Annotated in this window: 22 protein-coding genes and 1 pseudogene; 16 read left to right on the top strand and 7 right to left on the bottom strand. The window is 64.7% G+C overall.

The annotated features are described in order from the left end of the window. Positions 1-594: 594 nt before the first annotated feature. From B161_RS20310 to B161_RS0112740, 7 genes and pseudogenes are all read right to left on the bottom strand, one after another. Positions 595-1,095 (bottom strand): transposase, encoded by a 501-nt coding sequence (locus B161_RS20310; RefSeq protein ID WP_407635463.1) that lies wholly within the window; start codon positions 1,093-1,095, stop codon positions 595-597. 206 nt (positions 1,096-1,301) lie between these two features. Next, a complete protein-coding gene (locus B161_RS18995; protein ID WP_083922969.1) occupies positions 1,302-1,634 on the bottom strand; it encodes a HipA domain-containing protein in 333 nt (110 codons plus the stop codon). Continuing rightward, positions 1,631-1,984, bottom strand: a complete 354-nt coding sequence (locus B161_RS20090; RefSeq protein ID WP_018633828.1) for a hypothetical protein — start codon at positions 1,982-1,984, stop codon at positions 1,631-1,633. Before B161_RS20090 ends, B161_RS18995 begins: the two co-directional genes overlap by 4 nt. Positions 1,985-2,008: 24 nt before the next feature. After that, a pseudogene (locus B161_RS20305) lies at positions 2,009-2,200 on the bottom strand (hypothetical protein); the annotation flags it as partial. Positions 2,201-2,300: 100 nt separating this feature from the next. Further along, the gene (locus B161_RS0112755) at positions 2,301-2,603 is read right to left on the bottom strand and encodes a helix-turn-helix domain-containing protein (protein ID WP_018633826.1); all 303 of its coding nucleotides are present in this window, start codon (positions 2,601-2,603) and stop codon (positions 2,301-2,303) included. Positions 2,604-3,458: 855 nt separating this feature from the next. After that, entirely contained in the window at positions 3,459-4,085 is a 627-nt protein-coding gene (locus B161_RS0112745) for a hypothetical protein (protein ID WP_018633824.1), read from the bottom strand. Continuing rightward, a complete protein-coding gene (locus B161_RS0112740) occupies positions 4,072-4,521 on the bottom strand; it encodes an RrF2 family transcriptional regulator (RefSeq protein ID WP_018633823.1) in 450 nt (149 codons plus the stop codon). The genes B161_RS0112745 and B161_RS0112740 overlap by 14 nt, the downstream gene beginning before the upstream one ends. A 477-nt stretch (positions 4,522-4,998) precedes the next feature. Between B161_RS0112740 and B161_RS0112735 the strand changes: the two genes are divergently transcribed. The 16 genes from B161_RS0112735 to B161_RS0112660 all read left to right on the top strand — a co-directional run bounded on the left by B161_RS0112735 (position 4,999) and on the right by B161_RS0112660 (position 20,230). Beyond that, positions 4,999-5,454 carry a hypothetical protein gene (locus tag B161_RS0112735; protein ID WP_018633822.1) on the top strand — a complete coding sequence of 152 codons (456 nt, stop codon included), beginning with the start codon at positions 4,999-5,001 and terminating at the stop codon, positions 5,452-5,454. A 64-nt stretch (positions 5,455-5,518) separates the two neighbouring features. After that, positions 5,519-7,171, top strand: a complete 1,653-nt coding sequence (ccoN, locus tag B161_RS0112730) for a cytochrome-c oxidase, cbb3-type subunit I (RefSeq protein ID WP_026310410.1) — start codon at positions 5,519-5,521, stop codon at positions 7,169-7,171. Between the two features lie 3 nt (positions 7,172-7,174). After that, positions 7,175-7,918: a cytochrome-c oxidase, cbb3-type subunit II gene (ccoO, locus tag B161_RS0112725; RefSeq protein WP_018633818.1), complete on the top strand. Its 744-nt coding sequence runs from the start codon at positions 7,175-7,177 to the stop codon at positions 7,916-7,918. Then, positions 7,915-8,088: a cbb3-type cytochrome c oxidase subunit 3 gene (locus B161_RS0112720; protein WP_205619245.1), complete on the top strand. Its 174-nt coding sequence runs from the start codon at positions 7,915-7,917 to the stop codon at positions 8,086-8,088. The genes ccoO and B161_RS0112720 overlap by 4 nt, the downstream gene beginning before the upstream one ends. Next, positions 8,079-8,978, top strand: coding sequence for a cytochrome-c oxidase, cbb3-type subunit III (gene ccoP, locus B161_RS0112715; protein ID WP_018633816.1), 900 nt, complete (start codon positions 8,079-8,081; stop codon positions 8,976-8,978). Before B161_RS0112720 ends, ccoP begins: the two co-directional genes overlap by 10 nt. Then, the gene (locus B161_RS0112710; RefSeq protein WP_018633814.1) at positions 8,968-9,192 is read left to right on the top strand and encodes a hypothetical protein; all 225 of its coding nucleotides are present in this window, start codon (positions 8,968-8,970) and stop codon (positions 9,190-9,192) included. Before ccoP ends, B161_RS0112710 begins: the two co-directional genes overlap by 11 nt. Positions 9,193-9,220: 28 nt before the next feature. Then, complete coding sequence (locus B161_RS0112705; RefSeq protein ID WP_018633811.1) at positions 9,221-10,051, top strand: DUF2189 domain-containing protein; 831 nt, start codon at positions 9,221-9,223, stop codon at positions 10,049-10,051. Between the two features lies 1 nt (position 10,052). Further along, the gene (locus tag B161_RS0112700; RefSeq protein ID WP_018633809.1) at positions 10,053-12,407 is read left to right on the top strand and encodes a heavy metal translocating P-type ATPase; all 2,355 of its coding nucleotides are present in this window, start codon (positions 10,053-10,055) and stop codon (positions 12,405-12,407) included. Continuing rightward, entirely contained in the window at positions 12,313-12,513 is a 201-nt protein-coding gene (gene ccoS, locus B161_RS17990; RefSeq protein ID WP_040789580.1) for a cbb3-type cytochrome oxidase assembly protein CcoS, read from the top strand. Before B161_RS0112700 ends, ccoS begins: the two co-directional genes overlap by 95 nt. 203 nt (positions 12,514-12,716) lie before the next feature. Continuing rightward, positions 12,717-13,634 (top strand): SDR family oxidoreductase, encoded by a 918-nt coding sequence (locus tag B161_RS0112690; protein ID WP_018633806.1) that lies wholly within the window; start codon positions 12,717-12,719, stop codon positions 13,632-13,634. A gap of 239 nt (positions 13,635-13,873) precedes the next feature. Then, complete coding sequence (locus B161_RS0112685; RefSeq protein WP_018633803.1) at positions 13,874-15,190, top strand: ABC transporter substrate-binding protein; 1,317 nt, start codon at positions 13,874-13,876, stop codon at positions 15,188-15,190. A gap of 107 nt (positions 15,191-15,297) precedes the next feature. Then, the gene (locus tag B161_RS0112680) at positions 15,298-16,167 is read left to right on the top strand and encodes a carbohydrate ABC transporter permease (RefSeq protein ID WP_018633801.1); all 870 of its coding nucleotides are present in this window, start codon (positions 15,298-15,300) and stop codon (positions 16,165-16,167) included. 10 nt (positions 16,168-16,177) lie between these two features. Then, positions 16,178-17,002, top strand: a complete 825-nt coding sequence (locus B161_RS0112675; protein WP_018633799.1) for a carbohydrate ABC transporter permease — start codon at positions 16,178-16,180, stop codon at positions 17,000-17,002. A gap of 12 nt (positions 17,003-17,014) precedes the next feature. Continuing rightward, positions 17,015-18,013, top strand: a complete 999-nt coding sequence (locus B161_RS0112670; RefSeq protein WP_018633798.1) for an ABC transporter ATP-binding protein — start codon at positions 17,015-17,017, stop codon at positions 18,011-18,013. Further along, positions 18,010-18,774 (top strand): L-iditol 2-dehydrogenase, encoded by a 765-nt coding sequence (locus B161_RS0112665; protein ID WP_018633797.1) that lies wholly within the window; start codon positions 18,010-18,012, stop codon positions 18,772-18,774. Before B161_RS0112670 ends, B161_RS0112665 begins: the two co-directional genes overlap by 4 nt. A 1-nt stretch (position 18,775) precedes the next feature. Next, positions 18,776-20,230, top strand: coding sequence for a mannitol dehydrogenase family protein (locus B161_RS0112660; RefSeq protein WP_018633796.1), 1,455 nt, complete (start codon positions 18,776-18,778; stop codon positions 20,228-20,230). Position 20,231 lies beyond the last annotated feature (1 nt).

The raw sequence follows: 20,231 nt of genomic DNA, 5'->3' as shown, positions 1-20,231 counted from the left end.
ATAAATGATCATGCAACAGATTCATAAATTCTACCCGGATTAAATCATGCAAGGCACTCAAGAGGCATAATTATATATACTTATAAATAATCAAAACCCTCAAGCGCGCACAAAACTCAAGACTGCGACTATTCATACAAATGATATTTTGTAAGGTTTTCCAATCTCTTGCAAAAAAGACCTCAATAGGGGTGCGGTAGTCAAGGCACTTCCTGAGCGTCAGGTTCAAGGTCATCGAAATCTCGTCGATCTCGCTCTCATCCATCTCACGCAGGTCCGCTGTGCGAGGCAACCATCGGCGAATGAGGCCGTTTGCATTCTCCACCCCACCCTTCTGCCAAGAGGCATAGACTCGCAGAAAAAGGTCCCAGCCGACAACAGGCCACGCAGAAGGGCGTGCTTGGCGAAACAAGTGTCGTTGTCGAAGGTGATGGAGCCCCTCATCGCGACAGGAAGACGGCGCAACATCTTTGTCAGCGCAGAGAAGGTTTCACCAGCAGTCTTCCCGCTGAGACGGGCCATCAGAGTCAGGCGCGTCTTGCGCTCGTGCAGAACCAGAAGAGGTTGGCGATGCTTACAAATCACCAGATCGCTCTACCAATGCCCAGCCTCCTCGCGCGCATTCCCTTCGTCGGAACGAGCGGAAAGATGCGCCCTGTCCGAAATCCGATCACGAGAAAGCCGACGCCGGGAACGAGCCCCGTCATAGCTCCGAGGAAGAAAGCGCCGCATATGAGCGAGGTCGCCATCATGACGACGAATCCAGCGATAGATCGTCCCCGTCCCCAGACCGCTCCGAAGACGCCCGGAGATTTGCTGGGGGCTCCACCCTTCTGTCAGGCGATCTACGACATAGACCGCAAGGCGCTTATCCCGCTCCAGAATACACGAGCGCTGACGACGAAGCCGGAAGCGCATCTCTGCTGACGCCGCATGATAGATCCCCTGCTCAGAGCTATTACGCCGCAGCTCTCGAGAAATCGTCGAGGGGGATCGGCGCAGGCGCCGCGCAGCCTCCCGCACGCTGATCCCATCAAAACGCCAACCCGCCAGACACCGACGTTCATCGGACGAAAGATAACAAAAGCTCGCCATCTCGAAGACCACGCCTCCTCTCCTGAAATTCAAGAGCCTTGAAGCGCAGAAAGGCGCCCGTCTTCAAGAGAGCGCCCTCTTTTGAGCCCTGTTATCCCCTGACTCTCAGCACCAAGTAATCCGCATTCTGCATTCTCCAGACAGGTGCAACGACTCTTGCAATGCGGGAGTTCATGAAAATATCAACCAAGTTAAATCGCCACATTTCAAAGCCTTGAAGAAAAAACCACCCGTTGCGCCAGAGTGGTCACACGCCGATCCATCAGGAAAGCGTGGTTCTTCAGATGGTCGTCACGATTCAGCGCCCGCACGTTGAAGACCATGCGGCGAAACATCTCCTCCACGGCGCGTTGATCGCGAGTCACAAATCGGACGACCTTCAGAAGCTCAGCGTAATCCAGCGTCGTCGTGCGGAAATCAACGTCGAGCAGCGCCGCCGCCGTCTGCATGTGAATTCGGCCGGATCCGTCGCGATCGAAGCGCCCTGTTGCGAAAAACGGTTCGCCCGAGGCGACCCGGAGCACCTCGACCGAGGTCATGGCGACGCAGGCCGTTTCGCCATCCCCGCATAGGCGGCCTCCGCTTCGAGGGCTCCGACTTCATCCGTCATGGCGCGACGCTTGACGAGGATATGCCGCCAACCCGCCTCCCATGACCGGCGATGACTGCGCAGACGCGCGCCGTCCGCCGAGATCTGGGCCACGAATTTCGGCCTCGCGCCCTGCGAACCCCCCGCCATCATCCGCAGCCGCTCCAGATCCTCAGAAGTCGCGGCGTGACCGACTTCCGGAGTCAGCCGGTCGAACCAATCGAGGCTGATCTCCCCCTCGACCTTTGGCTCGTCCGCAGGGCGATAGGTCAAAGCGCCCATGCCGTCCTCGCCGATCATGGCGAGGCGGTCCAGACCCGTGACGTCTCGCGCAGAGCGCCCCCGAGCCGCAAGCTCGCGGTCGATGAGCAGACGGCCCCAACCATCCGGCAGGCTATCCCCGAAAAGGCCGGGCAGATCGCCAAAGCCGCGCCCCCTGACCGCAATAATCCGGAGGGCGCCCTCACCAACAGCGGACTGATCGGAAGAGGATCTGCGGCGAAGCCCGCGTCCCATTCGGCGACGGCCTGCCGCGCCGCCGCATCCCACCCGAGCCGCCCGACCGGCTTCCGGACCCCATCGCCGAAATCAAGCGCGACCTGCAGCCTGCGAAGGGTCATCCGCGCCGCCTCGCACGCTTGGGCGGCTTGGCCTGACGCTCGAGTTCCTCCAGACTGCGCGCCTCAGGCTGCGGGAAAAGATGATGGAAGCCGTTCGACGCATCCAGCGCCTCGGCGATCGTCAGAAGCGAGGAGAAGGAAACTTCCCCCAGACGCTCGAAGCGCTTCAACGTGCCGAGCGGCACGCCGGATCGCGCGGCGAGCTCCGCTTGAGTGAGGCCGAGCGCAAGGCGCCGATTGCGGGCGGCGAGCCGGACCCCATCGCGCAGATCGGGAGCCGTGTCAAAGGCGGGGATCATGCGAACCTCAAATATGAGATCATATCTTATCTTTTGATCCAATTTTATACCATATTAGATAATATATGAACCTTTAAATTGATCAACCTTCATGGCCTCTCCAACCCATGGCGACACCGGACTGGGACACAGGCCGAATCCGGGCTGACAGCTATGCGCGGCTTCGACGCGAGCGGCGCGGCTCTTGGAGCGTTTTCCGACCAAATTGGACGTCCCCGGAAAGGGTGATTTTTTGTCGCCTTTGCAGCCCGAATTTCGCTTTTCCGCCGCTTGTTGAGCGGTTTTTAGTTCGCTTGCAGGCTGCAAGCGGCTGATTTTCGGGCTTGTCAGCCTCACGCAGGCGCAATTCTCGCGTCGAGCCAGAGCCATCGCTTCATGTTGAAGGCCATGGCGGCGAGGGTGACGGTCGCCGAAGCGCGGGCGAGGACGATGGTTGGGATCATGAGCCGCATGGGTTCCTTGATGACCGCGAAGGGATGCTCGACATGGGCGCGCACCGCGGATTTGCGGGAGTTGGCTCTCGCAATTCAGGGCGGCATGGGCTTTCCTGCGGGCTTATTGCGATGGATCCGGCTGATCAACCCGGCCTCGCGCAGAAACTCCTCCTTGGCCTCCGAGCGGTCAGCCCTATCGGCCAAACGCCTGAAGCGGTGTTGGCCTTGTATCCTTCGCGCAGAGCCGGGTTCCGTCATGGGCGGCGGCGTGGGTGTTGATCGCCTTATCTAACTGCGCCAAGAGCGCTCTCCAGCACTCCGGCTCCAATCAACAGCTCGTAAAAACACCTGAGCCTGTTCTCATCAGGGACCGCCTCAGCGCGAAATATCCTCGTCTCCTATTTCTCCGTACAAGGAAGAATCAAACTTCATCCGGCCAATCATAGATATGGATCAGCTTGGGGTCGTCGGCGTGGTCGATCAGCATGCGTCGGACGCGCTCCTGCCAAAGCTCCGCGAATCGGGTCAACTCCTCGGCCGTCGCCGCGCCGGACAGAGCGCGCGGAAGCAGAACGCGCAGCTCCGGAGTCTGGGGCGCATGGTTCGTGTCGATGTCGAGGATCACGCCGCGGCCCGTGTCGCGGCGACGCAACCCCATCACGCCGTCGATGGGGGCGTCGAAGCGCAGAAGTCCGCGCCGCGAAAACAAGCCCTGAGGCCCCAGACCGCCAAAGCCGGTTTCCGGCGCCGCTCCCGTCGCCAGACCCGCCACCAGAGCGATCACCCCCGTCACGCCCTGATCCCGAGACTCGCGCAGATGGACCTCCACGCCGCCGCGTTCGGGGATCTCGTCGCCATAGAGCCAGGAAAGGCCTTGCAGCGTCATCAGCCAGGCCCCCGCCACCGCCGGACAGGAATGACCCGCCAGACGCACGACGTCCGCATAGCCGTAGGAGAACAGCCCGTCTTTGGTCGAGCCGAGGAAAGCCGCCAAAGGATCGCGCGTCGTCAGACGCGGCGCCTCGTCGTAAAACTCAGGATGGTTCATCTTCGCTCGCGCCCTCTTGCCGCATGTCGCCTTTCGGCAGCAGATCGGCGAGCGTCCGGGCGTCCATTTCAGCCAGAAAGGCCGCCAGAGCCGCGTCGATCGCCGCCGTCAGCTCCGCCGGACGTCCCGCCTCCCCCGAGGCGCCCTCCGTTCCGGGGCCGAGACATTCCATGCTGGCGAAATCAGGCTCCGTCACGCGCAAAACCTCGCCGAGGGTGAGGCTTTCCGGCGCACGTCCCATCGTCAGCCCTCCCGAGCGCCCGCGCATGGAGGTCAGAAAGCCCGCGCGCGTCAGAAGATTGGCGACTTTCGTCAAATGGCTGCGCGAGATGTCATAGGCCCCGGCGGCCTCCTCGATGGTGACGAGGCGGTCCTGATGGCGCGCGGCGTAGATCAGAAGCCGCAATGCGTAATCGGAGAAATGAGTCAGGCGCATTGCGGATCAGGCTCCTCAGGGGAAGCGACGGAGAGGCGGAGTCGCCGAAAGTCTGACGCGCCCAGCGACGAACAGGCTTTTCCGTTTGGCGAGCGCTTGAGCGGATCCTCGGTCTTGAGCGCTTGGCTTGCAGGCCCCCGCCGAAGGCGGAGAGGAGATATATAGGAGAGGTTCATCTGTAAAACAATGAATTGAATATGAAGGAAAGATCCGCCGCATCCTCAGGTCGCGCAGGCGCGGGCTCTGCGGCGGAATGACCTTGGCGAAAAAACATGAATCCATAAAACATGAATTGAGAATTCATATAATTTCCTTAAACTTTCGTCCAGATTCGCAGAGTCGGCCTCCTCCCCGCGAGGGGGCTTCCGGGTTCGAACGGGGAGCCGGCCCGAGACTCCGCGCCGACGAACATCGCTGAAGACGACGCGAAAGCGTCGGGAGACGAGCGGCGCCCCAAGCGCCGCCGGGGGAGAAGTCATGGCGATTCATCGCGCGAAATCGGCTCAGGCTTCGCCTGCGCTCGTGCTGGCGGTTTTTTGGCTGGGGATGCTGGTCGGCGTCTCCTTTCTCGCCACGCCGGTCAAATTCGCCGCGCCGAATCTGAGCCTGCCCGTCGCGCTGGAGGTGGGACGCGCCACCTTCGGAGTTTTCTCCAAGGTCGAATGGGGTTTGGCGGCTCTGCTGCTGATCGCGGTCTTCGCCGGTCCCCTCGGCGCGGGGGCGCGGCTCGCGGCTCTTCTGGCGGCGGGAAGCGCGGCGGTTCAGACGCTCTGGCTTCTGCCCGTCCTCGACGCGCGGGTCGGCGAGATCGTCGCGGGGGCCGCGCCGCCCGCCTCAAGCCATCACAAGGTCTACGTCGCTCTGGAGGCGGCCAAGGCGCTGGTTCTGATCCTCATCGCCTGCGCCGCCCTCCGCCGCAGGGAGGCGCGATGATCCCCGCGCCCTCTCCCTGCCCCCGCCCGCCGTCGCGACCCAAGACAGCCATCCGGAGACGAAGATGATAGCTCGATTAACGCAGGACGAAAGGCGGAACGCCTTAATCATTTTAGGGCTCGTGGCGCTCATGGGGGCGGTTCTGGGCCTCGCCGGGCGCGACGACCTGCTCGGCTGGCATGGGCTGCTGATCGTGATCTTCGCGGCGGGGCTGGCTTTGCCGATCCTCGGCGCGCTCGACGCCCCGGAGCCTACGGAGGATCGCGAGAACGCTTATTACGACGATCCCACCCGCCTCGGCATTCTGCTGAGCATGGGATGGGCGGTCTTCGGGCTGTTCATGGGCGTCTGGGTGGCGGCGCTTCTGGCCTGGCCGGAGCTGACTTTCGTGGATTCGCCCTGGGCGAGCTTCGGGCGTCTGCGTCCGGCGCACACCACCGGCGTGATCTTCGGATTCGGCGGCAACGCGCTGATCGCCACCTCGTTTCATGTGCTTCAGCGGACGTCGCGGGCGCGGTTGTCGGGACAATTGCTGCCTTGGTTCGTGCTGCTCGGCTATAATCTGTTCTGCCTTCTGGCGGTCACCGGCTATTTCATGGGGATCACCCAATCCAAGGAATACGCCGAGCCCGAATGGTACGCGGATCTCTGGCTGGTGGTGGTCTGGGTCGCCTATTTCCTGATCTACGTCCTGACGCTCGCCCGCCGCAAAGAGCCGCATATCTATGTGGCCAACTGGTATTACATGGCCTTCATTCTGGTCGTGGCGGTGCTGCACATCATCAATAATCTGGCGGTTCCGGTCTCCTTCGGACAGGTCAAAGCCTACTCGGCCTTCTCCGGCGTTCAGGACGCCATGACCCAATGGTGGTACGGCCATAACGCCGTCGCCTTCTTCCTGACCGCCGGGTTCCTCGGCATGATGTATTATTATCTCCCCAAGCGCGCCGAGCGGCCGATCTTCTCCTATCGCATGTCGATCGTGAGCTTCTGGGGCATCACCTTCATGTATCTCTGGGCGGGGTCGCATCACCTCCATTACACCGCCTTGCCGCATTGGGTGCAGACTCTGGGCATGACCTTCTCGGTGATGCTGCTGGTCCCCTCCTGGGCCTCGGCGGGCAATGCGCTGCTGACGCTCAACGGCGCTTGGCGCAAGGTGCGCGACGACGCCACGCTGCGCTTCATGATGATCGCGGCGGTCTTCTACGGGCTTTCGACCTTCGAGGGCTCCTTCATGGCGATCCGGGCGGTGAATTCGCTCTCGCATTACACCGACTGGACCATCGGCCATGTCCACGCCGGAGCCCTCGGCTGGGTGGCGATGATCACCTTCGGCTCGATTTATTACCTCGTGCCGGTGATGTGGGGCCGCGAGCGCATGTATTCCTCGGCTCTGGTCGAGGTGCATTTCTGGCTCGCGCTGCTGGGAACCTTGGTCTACGTCTTCGCGATGTGGAACTCGGGCGTGATTCAGGGCCTGATGTGGCGCACCTATGACGAAAGCGGCAGCCTCAGCTACAGCTTCGTCGATTCCCTCGTGGCGATGCATCCTTATTACATCGCCCGCGCCCTCGGCGGCCTGATGTTCCTGATGGGCGCTCTGGTCGGCTGCTTCAACATCTACATGACCATCCGGGGGGCTTCGGCCTCCGTCGCGCAGGGCGACCGCCCCGCCGACCCGAACGCCGACCGCAGCCTCGTCGCGGGAGAATGAGCCATGGCTGAATTCCATAAGAAAATCGAACGCTCGACCATCGGCTTCGTTCTGGCGATCATCGGCGTCTCCTCCATCGGAGGGCTCTTCGAGATCGCGCCGCTCTTCACCATCGACGATACGGTGGAGAAGGTCGAGGACATGCGCGTCTACACCCCGCTGGAGCTGGCCGGACGCAACATCTACATCCGTGAAGGCTGCTACGCCTGCCATTCGCAGATGATCCGCACCCTCCGCGACGAGGTGGAGCGCTATGGGCCTTATTCTCTGGCGGCGGAATCGCAATACGACCACCCGATGCTCTGGGGCTCCAAGCGCACGGGGCCGGATCTGGCGCGCGTCGGGGGGAAATACTCCGACGCCTGGCATGTGGCCCATCTGGTCAATCCGCGCGACGTGGTGCCGGAATCCAATATGCCCCGCTACGCCTTTCTGGAGCGCAAGGCTCTGAAGGTCGAGGATCTCGGCGCGCATCTGGCGGCCATGAAGGCGGTGGGCGTCCCTTACGACGAGGAGATGATCGCCCACGCCGCGGCCGACGCCCAAGGCCAGGCCATGCCGGGAAGCCTCATGGCGGATCAAGTCGCCGCCCGCTACGGCGACGAAACCAACATCCGCTTCTTCGACGGACAACGCGGCGTGGTCACCGAAATGGACGCTCTGGTGGCCTATCTCCAGATCCTCGGCAAGCTGACGGACGCGGCCCATCGGCAACAACAGCAGCAAGCCGCGCTGGAGGCTCCATGATGGTCTTCGATCATGAAAATCTGGTCCGGATCGCCAAGAGCTGGGGGCTGTTCTACATGCTCGCCATGGCGGTCGGAGTGGTGATCTACGCCTATTGGCCGAAGAACAAGACGAAGTTCGACGAGGCCGGACGGAGCATTCTCGACAAGGACGACAAGCCATGGCGCTGACGGAGAAAGACCCCATCACCGGGCGAGAGACCACCGGCCATGAATGGAACGGCATCAAAGAGCTGAACACGCCGATTCCGCGCGTGGTCTTCCTCTTCCTCGGCCTGACCTTCGCCTTCTCGCTGCTCTGGTGGGCGCTGATGCCCGCCTGGCCGCTCGGCGCCAGCTATACGCGCGGCCTGCTCGGCGCGGATCACCGTCAGGACGTGAGCCGCGCCCTCGGGGCCGCTCAGCTGGACCGTCAGGCTTGGACGCAGGAAATGGAGAGCCTCCCCTACGCCGAGATCGAGGCGCGCCCCGATCTGATGCGCGTGGTCTCCGAATCCGGGCGGCGGCTCTTCGGCGACAATTGCGCCGCCTGCCATGGCGCCGAAGGACGCGGAGGCCCCGGCTTCCCCGATCTGAGCGCCAAGCTCTGGCTCTGGGGCGGCGAGCTCGAGACCATCGAGGAGACCCTGCGCGTCGGGATCAACTCGACCCATGAGGAGACGCGCTATGGCCAGATGCTGGCCTTCGGCCGCGACGGCATGCTCTCGCGGCCGGAGATCGCTTCGGTGATCTCCTTCCTGCGCGCCCATGCGCAGAACGTCGGCGAGCCGGATCCGCGCGACGCTCAGGGCGCGGAGGCGGGCGCCGAAATCTTCGCCGAGCAATGCGTCTCCTGCCATGGCGAGGACGCGCGCGGACTCAAGACCGCGGGCGCGCCCGACCTCACGGACGGCTATTGGCTCTATGGCGGCGACCGGGCGAGCCTTACGCAGACTCTCGTGAACGGGCGTCAGGGCCATATGCCCCATTGGGAGGATCGCCTCTCGCTCGCCGAGCGGCGGATCCTGACGCTCTACGTCCTTGGGCTGAAGCCTCCCGAAGGGGGTCCCGATGACTCCTGAAGCCGCGAAAAGCCCGCCCAAGGCGCGCGTCCCGACCCGCCTCAAGATCTGGGTTCTGATCGGGTTGGGGCTGGGGCTGCTGATCGGGGCCAACGCCCATCTCGTCTATGTGGCCTTCGCCTCGCGGCCCGATTGCGTGGCTCATGCGAAGGCGCCGGTTCAGGTTCAGGACGCCGCCGCCCCGGTCTATCGGGCGGCCCGCTCGGCATGTTGAGCCGGAAAGCGCAGAAAGGAGAACGAAGATGACCTCTTCTTCGGAAGCGGCCTCGCCGCCCCAAACCGCGAAGCTCCCGCTCGACGCGGCCTTCGGCTGGCTGCGCGCCGGATGGGCCGACGCCAAGATTCAACCGGGACTCAGCTTCGGCTATGGCGCGGCGGTCTGCCTCGTCTCTTGGGCGATGGTGGGCGCGATCTTCCGCTTAGGCTGGGGCAATGCGCTGTTTCCGGCTCTGGCGGGCTTCATGATCCTCGGGCCGGTGGTGGCGGTGGGGCTCTATGAGAAGAGCCGTCGGCTGGAGCGCGGCGAATCCGTCACGCTCGGGGAGATGCTCGGGGCGGGCTTCCGCAATCGCGGACAGATCCTCTTCGTGGGGGCGCTGCTGGCGCTGCTCGGGATGGTCTGGATGCGGGCGGCGACGATCATCGCGGCTTTGTTCCTCGGCTGGAAGCCCGTGCCCAACGAGCTTTCATCGGTGCTGGAGCTGCTCTTCACGACGCCCGCCGGACTCGGGATGCTGGTCGTGGGGAGTTTGGTCGGCGCGCTTTTCGCGGGGCTGGCCTTCGGCGTCGGGGCCTTCGCGGCGCCCATGCTGCTCGACCGCGAGCGCGATCTCGACGCCTTCACCGCCATGGGCGTCAGCGCGACCCTCGTCTGGCGGCATTTGCCCGCGATGCTGGTTTGGGGCGCCTGCGTGCTGGCGGGATTCCTCTTTGCTCTGGCGACGGGGCTCCTCGGGCTGATCGTCGTCTTTCCGCTGATCGGCCACGCCACATGGCGGGCCTATGAGGCGTTGCGCGGGGAGGCCGCCGAACTCATCGGCGCGGAGGCTCCGCCTCAGGAGGAAGGGGCCTGACATGACCTGCTGCGCGCCGCCCAAAGAGGCTTTTCTCGGCGAGGAGGCCACGCCCGCCGCTCTGGCGGCGCGCGAATTGGCTTTGGTCAGCCGCCCGGTCGGCGAGGGGCTGACGCAGACGGATCTCGCGGTTCCGGGGATCCATTGCGCCGCCTGCATCTCGAAGATCGAGCGGAGCCTCGGCGCGCTTGAGGGGGTGGAGCGGGCGCGGGTGAATTTCTCGACGCGGCGGGTCTCGGTGCGCTGGCGCGGAGAAGAGCCTCCGCCCATCCTCGCCCGGCTGGAGGCGCTCGGCTACGCCGCCACGCCTTTCTCCTTCGAGGCCGCCCGCGAAGACAAGACCCTCGCGCATCTGATCCGCGCGACCGCCGTGGCGGGCTTCGCCTCCAGCAACATCATGATCTTCTCGGTTTCGGTCTGGTCCGGCGCAGAGGCCGGAGCCCGCGACGCCTTTCATGCGATCTCGGCGCTGATCGCCCTTCCGACGCTGCTCTATTCGGGCAGCGTCTTTTACCGGTCGGCTTGGGCGGCGCTGCGGCGCGGCCGCATGAACATGGATCTGCCCATAACTCTGGGCGTGGCCCTCGCCTTCGCTCTGAGCCTCTATGAAACCGCCGTCGGGGGGCGGCACGCCTATTACGACGCCGCCGTGACTCTGATCTTCTTCCTGCTCGTCGGGCGGACGCTGGATCATATGATGCGCGAGCGGGCGCGCTCGGCGGTGCAGGGGCTGGCGAAGCTGATTCCGCAGGGGGCCTATCGGCTCGACGCGGCGGGCGAGGCGGAATTCGTCCCCTTGCCGGAGATTCTGCCCGGCGACCGCCTGCTGATCCCGGCGGGGGCGCGGATTCCGGTGAACGTCCTTGTCGAGGAGGGCCGTTCGGAGGCGGATCTCTCGGTGGTCACCGGCGAGAGCCTGCCGCGTCCCGTGGCCGAAGGGACGGAGCTGGAGGCGGGCGCCTTGAATCTCGCGGGGCCGCTTGTGGCGCGCGCGCGGTCGGGCGCCGAGGATTCCTTCCTCGGCGAGATGCTCCGCATGATGGAGGCCGCCGAGACGGGACGCGCCCGCTATCGGCGGCTCGCGGATCGGGTTTCGGCGCTTTACGCTCCGGTGGTGCATCTGGCGGCCTTCGGGAGCTTCCTGTTCTGGATGGCCTTCGACGGGGATCTTCACCGCGCGGCGACCATCGCCATCGCGGTGCTGATCATCACCTGTCCCTGCGCTCTGGGGCTGGCGGTCCCGATGACTCAGGTCATGGCGGCGCGGCGGCTCTTCGAGGCCGGGATCATGATGCGCGACGGCGCGGCGCTGGAGCGGCTGGAGGCCGCCGACGCCGTGGTCTTCGACAAGACCGGCACCCTCACCGACGGGACGCCTCGGCTCTCCGGCCTTCGCGAGACGGAGCCCGGCGCCCTTGTCCTCGCGGGGAGGCTCGCCGCGCGCTCGACCCATCCGCTCTCGCGGGCTCTGGCCCGGGCCGCGCGAGGGGGCGAAGGCTCCGCATGGGCCTTCGAGCGGATCGAGGAGCTTCCCGGACTCGGCCTGACGGGCTTTGCGGAGGGGCGGGAATATCGGCTCGGGCGACGCGACTGGGCGCTTCAGAATCCCGCCGCCGCGCCCGAGGCGCAGAGCGTCCTCTCCCGCGACGGCGAGCTTCTGGCGGCCTTCTCCTTCGCCGAGACTCCGCGCGAGGGGGCGGCGGAGGCCGTGGCGGCGCTCAAGGCTCAGGGCTTCTTCGTGGAGATCGTTTCAGGCGACGAGGCTTCCCGCGTCGCGGCGGCCGCGCAGGCGCTGGGGATCGGGAGATTCCGCGCCGAGGCGCGGCCCGGCGAGAAAATCGCGCGTCTGGAGGCTCTGCGCGCCGAAGGCCGCCGCCCGCTGATGATCGGAGACGGTCTGAACGACGCTCCGGCGCTGTCGGCCGCCGAGGTCTCCATGGCGCCCGCCGAAGCGGCGGACATCGGGCGCAACGCGGCGGATTTCGTCTTTCTGCGGCCCAGCCTGAACGCGGTCCCCTACGCCGTGGCGATCTCGCGGCGGGCGGGATCTCTGGTGCGCCAGAACATCGCGCTGGCGATTCTCTATAACGTCGTGGCGGCTCCCATCGCCATGACGGGCCATGTGACGCCTCTGGTGGCGGCTGTGGCCATGTCCTCCTCCTCGGTGCTGGTGGCGCTCAACGCGCTGCGGCTCGGCGGAGGTCTGAAGCGGGCGCCTCGTCCGGAGGCGCCCGCGCCCCTGCTCTCTGAGGATGCGGATCATGCTGAACATGGCGCTTTTGCTGCCCATCGCCCTCGTGATGGGCGGCGTGGGGCTGGCGGCCTTCCTCTGGTCGATGCGCGACGGCCAATATGACGATATGGACGGCGCCGCCGAACGCATCCTTCTCGACGATCCCGCCCCTGAAGCCTTGACGAAGACGCAGCCGGAGAAGGGAAAGAGCGGCGCGGATCTTCGCTAAGGCGATGAGCAGCAGAGCCGCCAGCTAAGCTCTCGCGAGGCTGCGGCTTGCGTCCACTCCAAGGTCGGCATGGAGGAATAGGCAAGTTTTTTGCGAGATCCGGCATGGAGATCGAGCCCTCAGGATCCATCTGAACGACGAAGATGCAAAGCGGGCGTCGAGGCGATCGGCGCCCGGCGCCGCAACGAGCCGTCGAGGATCTCATGAGCAAGTGGACGACCAAAAACATGCCATCGCAACGCGGCCGTTCGGCGGTCGTGACCGGCGCCGGCGGGCTGGGCTATGAGGATGCTCTGGCCTTGGCGCGCGCCGGCGCCGACGTCGTGGTCGCGGGGCGCAACCCGAAGAAAGGCGCCGAGGCCGTGGCGGCGATCAAGGCGGCCGTCCCCGGGGCCCGGGCGAGGTTCGGCGAGCTGGATCTGGCGAATCTCGCCTCCGTCTCCGCTTTCGCCGCGCGCCTCGCGCAGGAGCAGGAGAGCCTCGACCTTCTGATCAATAACGCGGGCGTCATGACGCCCCCCGAACGGCGCGAGACCAGCGACGGCTTCGAGCTGCAATTCGGCACGAATTACCTCGGCCATTTCGCGCTGACGGCGCATCTGCTGCCGCTGCTCAGGAAAGGCCGGAAGCCGCGCGTCGTGACTCTCGGCAGCATCGCGGCGCGCAACGGAGCCATCGACTTCGCAGATCTGCAAGCCGAGCGCGCTTATAAGCCGATGCCGGTCTATAGCCGATCGAAGCTCGCCTGCGTCATGTTCGCCTTCGAACTCAGCCGACGCAGCAAGGCGGCCGGATGGGGCGTCGAGAGTCTGGCGGCGCATCCGGGAGTCTCGCGCACCGACCTCATTCCGAACGGCGCGGGCCGGTCGAGCCTTTCCGGACGGCTGCGCTCCCTCATGTGGTTCCTGTTCCAAACTCCGGCGCAGGGCGCTTTGCCCACGCTCTACGCGGCGACCGATCCGGCGGCGCGCGACGGCGCTTATTATGGACCCGACAAATTTGGAGGAACGCGCGGCTATCCGACCGAGGAGCGCCCGCCCGCTCAGGCGCTGGACGTCGCGGCGGCGGCGCGTCTCTGGGAGAAGTCTCTGGAGTTGACGGGCGCGGCCTTCGAGCGCTGAGGCGGCCGCTTCGATCCGCGCGTCTCATCGAGGGGGCCGCATGCGCCCCCTCCCCCTCGGCGAGGCGGGGAACCCGCAGAACGGGCTCATTAAGTTCGCCTTAAAAGAAAAATCTCCCGACAAGGAAATCAAGCCGAATTCCTCCCCCGGAACCATGCCGGGCTTGACAGGCGCTTGCGCGCATGTGAGCATTTGCCCATAAGATTGGCAAATAATAACGCCAAAGGGAGGATGAGGATATGAACACGACGTTGCGCGGCCTGATGGGGGCCTGCGCCCTGACGGCGCTTGCCGCTCCGGCTCTGGCCGAGACCCTGACGATCGCGACCGTGAACAACGGCGACATGGTCCGCATGCAAAAGATGACCGCGCCTTTCACCGAGGCCAACCCGGACATCCAGCTGGAATGGGTCACGCTGGAGGAGAATATTCTCCGCGAGCGCGTGACGACGGACATCGCCACCAAGGGCGGACAATATGACGTGCTCACCATCGGCACCTATGAGGTTCCGATCTGGGCGAAGCAGGGCTGGCTGACGCCGCTCTCCGATCTGCCTGCGGCATACGACGTCGAGGATCTTCTGCCCGCGGTTCGTCAGGCGCTGTCAGCGGACGGCCAGCTGTTCGCGGCGCCCTTCTACGCCGAATCCGCGATGGTGATGTACCGCACGGATCTGGCGGAGGCCGCCGGAGTCTCCATTCCTGAAAATCCGACTTGGGCCGACATCAAGCTCGCCGCCGAGAAGATGACGGACAAGGATAAGGAGATTTATGGAATCTGCCTGCGCGGCAAGCCCGGCTGGGGCGAGAACATGGCCTTCCTCACCGCCATGGCCAACAGCTACGGCGCGCGCTGGTTCGACACCGATTGGAAGCCCCAGTTCGACAGCCCCGAATGGAAAGAGGCCCTCGTCGACTACCTCGCTCTGATGCAGAATTACGGCCCGCCCGGCGCTTCGTCGAACGGCTTCAACGAAAACCTCTCGCTATTCCAGCAGGGCAAATGCGGCATGTGGATCGACGCCACCGTCGCCGCCAGCTTCGTGACCGATCCGACCGACTCCACCGTGGCCGATCAGGTGGGCTTCGCCCAATTCCCCAATAAGGAAGGCGTCGAGAACCACGGCAATTGGCTCTGGGCCTGGAGCCTCGCGATTCCCGCCACCAGCCAGAAGCAGGAAGCGGCCAAGAAATTCGTCGCCTGGGCCACCAGCAAGGACTACACCGCCCAAGTCGCCGCCGCCGAAGGCTGGCGCGCCGCGCCTCCGGGCACCCGCGTCTCGCTCTATGAGAACCCGGAATATCAGGCCGCCGCGCCCTTCGCCGCCATGACTCTGGCCGCGATCGACGCCGCGAACACGCAGAAATCCTCGGTGCAGGACATCCCCTACACCGGCGGCCAGTTCGTCGCGATTCCGGAGTTCCAAGGCATCGGCACCGCCGTCGGGCAGCAGTTCTCGGCGGCCCTCGCCGGACGCATGACCGCGGAGGCCGCCCTCGCGGCCGTGCAGACGAGCGTCACCCGCGACATGACCCGCGCGCGCTACATCAAATAAGCGGATCCTTCAGAAGCGGCGTCGTCCGGGCCGGTTTCGGCTGCGGGCGACGCCCCTGATCCGGCCGCCCGTCGGCGAAAACCTCTCTTCTCCGAAGGAAATCCGCCATGGCCACCCGCCAGACCCAGAGTCTCGCCCGCTTGATGCGCGCGCCCGCCATCCTCCTGCTGCTTGTCTGGATGGTCGTGCCGCTGGCGATGACGCTCTATTATTCTTTCCTCGATTACAATCTGCTCAACCCCGGACAGACCTCTTGGGCGGGCTGGTTCAATTATAAATTCTTCTACACCGATCCGGCCTTCTTCGCGGCCATCGGCAACACCTTGCTGCTGGTGCTGGGCGTGCTCGCCATCACCGTGATCGGCGGCGTGGCCATCGCGCTGCTCATCGACCGGCCGATCTTCGGTCAAGGCCTCGTGCGGATTCTGATCATCTCGCCTTTCTTCGTCATGCCTCCGGTGGCGGCGCTGATCTGGAAGAACATGATCATGCATCCGAGCTACGGCGTCTTCGCGGACGTCGCGCGCTTCTTCGGCGCTCAGCCGGTGGATTGGTTCGCGCAATATCCGCTGATGTCGATCATTCTGATCGTGGCTTGGCAATGGCTGCCCTTCGCGACGCTGATCCTTCTGACCGCCCTCCAATCGCTCGACCGCGAGCAGATCGAGGCGGCGGAGATGGACGGCGCGGGCGCGGTGAATCGCTTCATCCATCTGGTCGCGCCGCATATGGCGCGGGCGGTCACGGTGGTGATCCTGATTCAGACGATCTTCCTCTTGGGCGTCTACGCCGAGATCCTCGTCACGACCAACGGCGGGCCGGGCTACGCCTCGACCAACCTGACCTATCTGATCTATCGCGCGGCGCGGCTGAATTTCGACATCGGCGGCGCGGCCGCAGGCGGAATCATCGCGGTCGTCTTGGCCAACATCGTCGCCATCTTCCTGATGCGCGCCGTCGGCAAGAATCTGGACTGAGGAGGTCCCTATGGCGCGCGCCGTCACAACCCGCACCAAGATCGGCTATACGATCGCCGCCTGGGCCGTGGCCCTCGTGATCTTCTTTCCGATCCTCTACACGATCATCACCAGCCTCAAGACCGAGCAGGAGGCGATTTCGGGCTTCAGCCTGATCCCCTCCTTCTCGACCCAGAGCTTCTCCGACGTCCAGAGCCAAAATAATTATTGGCGGCCCTTCACCAATTCGGTGATTCTGGCGGTGGGCTCGACGCTTCTGGCTCTGGTGGTGGCGATTCCGGCGGCTTGGGCCATGGCCTTCTCGCCGACGAAGCGCACCAAGGACATCCTCATGTGGATGCTCTCCACCAAGATGATGCCCGCCGTGGCGGTTCTGGTCCCGATCTATCTGATCTTCCTGCGGACCGGGCTGATGGACACTCGGATCGGCCTGACCATTCTGCTCATGCTGATCAATCTGCCCATCGTGGTCTGGATGCTCTACACCTATTTCCGCGAGATCCCGGGGGAGATCCTCGAAGCCGCGCGGATGGACGGAGCCTCTCTGCGCGACGAGATCATCCACGTCCTGACCCCCATGGCGGTGCCGGGCATCGCCTCCACGCTTCTTCTGAACGTGATCCTCGCGTGGAACGAAGCCTTCTGGACCATCCAGCTGACGACGACCAACGCGGCGCCGTTGTCGGCCTTCATCGCCTCCTTCTCCAGTCCTCAGGGCTTGTTCTGGGCCAAGCTTTCGGCGGCTTCGGTCATGGCCATCGCCCCGATCCTGATCCTGGGCTGGTTCAGTCAGAAGCAGCTTGTCCGCGGCCTGACCTTCGGCGCAGTGAAATAAGGGAGCAACGCAATGGGCGGCATCACGCTGAAACAGGTCCGCAAGTCCTTCGGCGACATCGACGTCATTCCGGGCGTCGATCTGGAGATCAAGGACGGCGAATTCGTGGTCTTCGTCGGGCCTTCGGGCTGCGGAAAATCCACGCTTCTGCGGGTCATCGCGGGGCTGGAGGACGTGACCTCCGGCCAGATCACGATCGACGGTCAGGACATGACCGACGCCGCGCCCGCCAAACGCGGGTTAGCCATGGTCTTTCAATCCTATGCGCTTTATCCGCATATGACCGTGCGCAAGAACATCGCCTTTCCATTGAAGATGGCGCGGATGGATCCCGCCGAACAGGACCGCCGGGTCAATCACGCCGCGAACATCCTCAATCTGACCGATTACCTCGACCGTCGGCCGGGGCAGCTTTCGGGCGGGCAGCGTCAGCGCGTCGCCATCGGACGGGCCATCGTGCGCGAGCCCTCGGCCTTCCTCTTCGACGAGCCTCTGTCCAACCTCGACGCCGCTCTGCGCGTGAACATGCGCGTCGAGATCAGCGAGCTGCATAAGAAGCTCGCCACCACCATGATCTACGTGACGCATGATCAGGTCGAGGCCATGACCATGGCCGATAAGATCGTCGTGCTGCGCGCGGGCAAGGTGGAGCAGGTCGGCGGCCCGCTGGAGCTCTATCATAAGCCCGCCAACCGCTTCGTGGCCGGGTTCATCGGCAGCCCGAACATGAACTTCCTCGAAGGCGAGGTCGCCGCCCGCATGGGCGCCCACGCCATCGGCGTGCGGCCCGAGCATTTCAGCATGTCCACCAGCCAAGGGCTTTTGTCGGGCGTGGTGGGCGTCGCGGAGCATCTGGGCTCGGACACATTCCTGCATGTGGATCTCGACAATGGTCCGCATATCATCGCCCGCGCCGCAGGCGAGATGCCGGTCAATCACGGAGACCGCATCTGGCTGACTCCGCAGGAAGGCCGCGTCTATCGCTTCGACGCGAAAGGTCTCGCATTATGAGGCTCAAGGGCAAAACCGCGCTCATCACCGGCGCCGCGCGGGGCATCGGCCTCGCCTTCGCCGAAGCCTACATCCGCGAGGGCGCGACGGTCGCCCTCGCCGACATCGACGCGGAGGCCGTCCGCGCCTCGGCGTCGAGGATCGGCGCGCATCCGGTGGTCATGGACGTGGCCCGTCAGGAGAGCATCGACGCCGGAGTCGAGGAGGCCATCCGGCTGATGGGCGGAATCGACATCCTCGTCAACAACGCCGCGCTCTTCGATCTGGCGCCCATCGTGGAGATCACGCGCGCCAGCTACGACAAGCTCTTCGCGATCAACGTCGGCGGGACGCTCTTCGTCATGCAAGCCGTCGCGCGCCATATGATCGCCACGGGACGGCGAGGCAAGATCGTCAATATGGCCAGTCAGGCGGGGCGGCGCGGCGAGGCGCTGGTGGGCGTCTATTGCGCGACCAAGGCCGCCGTCATCAGCCTGACCCAATCGGCGGGGCTGAACCTGATCGCCCATGGAATCAACGTCAACGCCATAGCTCCCGGCGTGGTCGACGGCGAGCATTGGGACGGCGTGGACGCCAAATTCGCCGCCTATGAGAATAAGCCGCGCGGCCAGAAGAAAGCCGAGGTCGGCGCCGCCGTGCCTTTCGGCCGGATGGGCCGCGCGGAGGATCTGGTCGGCATGGCGATCTTCCTCGCCACGCCCGAGGCCGAGTATATCGTCGCCCAGACCTATAACGTCGACGGCGGAAACTGGATGAGCTGAGATGATCAGACTGAAAGCAGCCAATCTCGACCGGCTTCCGGTCGCCGCGCCGAGCTACGACCGCGCCGGGCTGACCGGCGGAATCCTGCATTTCGGTCTGGGCAATTTCCACCGCGCGCATCAGGCGGTTTATCTCGACCGGCTGATGAATCTCGGCGATGCGCAGGATTTCGCCATCGTCGGCGCGGGGGTCATGCCCTCGGACGCCCGGATGCGCGAGGCTCTGGCCGCGCAGGATTATCTCTATAGCGTGGTCGAGCAATCGGCGGAGGCTTCGGAGGCGCGGGTGGTCGGGGCGATGATCGACCATCTGCCCGCCGCCGACGGCCCCGCGATCATCGCGAAGCTGGCGGATCCGGCGATCAAAATCGCCAGCCTGACCATCACCGAAGGCGGTTATTTCATCGATGCGACCACCGGGCGCTTCGATCCGACCCATCCCGCCGTCGCGGCGGACGGCGCGAATCCCGAGGCGCCGAAAACCGTCTTCGGCATGCTCGCGGCCGGGCTGAAGGCGCGGCGCGCGGCGGGTCTGCCGCCCTTCACGGTCATGTCCTGCGACAACATCCCCCATAACGGCCATGTCGCGCGGGCGGCCGTGGTGGAGACCGCGCGGCTTTCGGATCCCGATCTGGCGGAGTGGATCGCCGCCCATGTGGCCTTTCCCAACGGCATGGTGGACCGCATCACCCCCGCGACCAGCGACCGCGAGCGCCGCATGATCCGCGAGGATTTCGGCCTTGAGGATGATTGTCCGGTCTTCGCCGAGGACTTCATCCAATGGGTGCTGGAGGATGATTTCCCGCAGGGGCGTCCGGCGCTGGAGAAGGTCGGCGTCGAATTCGTCAAGGACGTCACGCCTTGGGAGATGATGAAGATCCGCATCCTCAACGGCGGACATGCGGTCATCGCCTATCCCGCGGGTCTGATGGACATTCATTTCGTCCATGAGGCGATGGAGAATCCGCTCGTGCGGGGCTTTCTCGATAAAGTCACGCGCGAGGAGATCATTCCCGTGGTGCCGCCCGTTCCGGGGACGGATCTGACGGCCTACGCCGCTAAAATCGCCGAGCGCTGCGCCAATCCCAAGATCGGCGACACCATCCGGCGGCTTTGCCTCGACGGCTCGAATCGTCAGCCGAAATTCATCATCCCGACCATCGGCGACCGCCTCGCGCGGGGGCTTCCGGTGGAGGGTCTGGCGCTGGAATCGGCGCTCTGGCGGCGCTATTGCGCCGGGACGACCGACAGCGGCGCGCGGATCGAGCCCAACGACCCCAATTGGAGCCGCCTGACCGAGATCGCCCAATCCGAGCCCGCCCTTTGGCTAGGCATGGCCGAGATCTACGGCGATAAAGGGCAGGATCCGCGCTTCGCCGCGGCTTTCGCGAAATGGTCGGGGCTTTTATGGAGCGAAGGGACGGAGGCCGTCTTGAAACGATACCTGCAGGGGTGAA

This window comes from Neomegalonema perideroedes DSM 15528, from assembly GCF_000374145.1.
Taxonomy (GTDB): Bacteria; Pseudomonadota; Alphaproteobacteria; order Rhodobacterales; family Rhodobacteraceae; genus Neomegalonema; species Neomegalonema perideroedes.
Note: the sequence above shows the minus strand (reverse complement) of the source record. Positions and strands in the feature narration are given on the sequence as shown.